Source organism: Leisingera sp. F5 (assembly GCF_001593695.1).
Genome location: NZ_LUKH01001455.1, coordinates 1 through 1018, shown reverse-complemented (window position 1 = coordinate 1018; position 1018 = coordinate 1). Strand labels below are relative to the sequence as shown.

General features: G+C 56.8%; 1 protein-coding gene. It reads right to left on the bottom strand.

The window, feature by feature from the left end; translation table 11 throughout:
• Positions 1-1018: ABC transporter permease (locus tag A2I95_RS42215; protein ID WP_291738193.1), on the bottom strand; the 1018-nt coding region annotated here is incomplete at both ends.

Sequence of the window (1018 nt, the reverse complement as noted above, 5' to 3'; positions counted from 1 at the left end):
CGACGTCGAGATGTGGTAGGCGATCAGGTTCGAAATAAAGGTGCCTTTGGTGCCGCCGACCAGGGCCGGAGTGATGTAGTAGCCAACAGCCAGGATGAACACGAGGATCGATCCGGCGCCGATGCCCGGCACGGTCTGCGGGAAGTAGACACGCCAGAACGCAGTCCAGTCGGTTGCCCCGAGGGATTTGGCGGCGCGCAAGTAAGACGGGTTGATGGTCTGCATCACCGAATACATCGGCAGGATCATAAACGGCAGCAGGATGTGGGTCATCGCAATAATGGTGCCCAGCTCATTGTTGATAAGAACCAATCGGTTGGCATCATCCACCAGACCGATCCAGACCAGCGTATCGTTGATAACACCCTGCTGTTGCAGCAGGATTTTCCAGGCAGAGGTCCGCACCAGGAGCGATGTCCAGAACGGCAGCAAGACCAGAATCATCAGCAAGTTTGCCTGGCGTGTGGGGAGGTTCGCCAGGATCCAGGCAACCGGATAACCCAACATGATGCAGCTGAAGGTGATGATCAGGGACATCCGCATGGTCCGGATCAGCATAGTGTTGTAGATGCGCTCATTCTCGGGACGAACCTCAGGGCCTTCAGCCCCCAATCGCATATCGACCGCATTCAGGAAATAGCCGGATGTGAAAGTGCCGGAGTAGGTTTTGATCGTCCGCCAAAGCTCGACATCACCCCAGCCGTCGTTAAGTTCGATAAGTTTTTCGCGGAAGGGGCCGTCGTTTGCGATATCCCATTTCTTGACCTTGCGGCCGGACTTCCTGAACACAGACGAGAGACCCGGATTTTCATAGTTCAGACGCTTGGCAACCTTGGTGTGGGTCTTAACGTTTGCCGCCTCTTTAAGGTCGGCGGCCAGAGCGGCAAAAGCAGCCTCCTCCGGCAGTTGGCCCGATGCAGGGTCCCAGTCTGCCAGAACTTCAACCGTGCGGGGCAGTGTATCCTGGACGATCCGGTTCTCGACCGAACGGAACAGCATGTCCGCAACCGGGAGGATG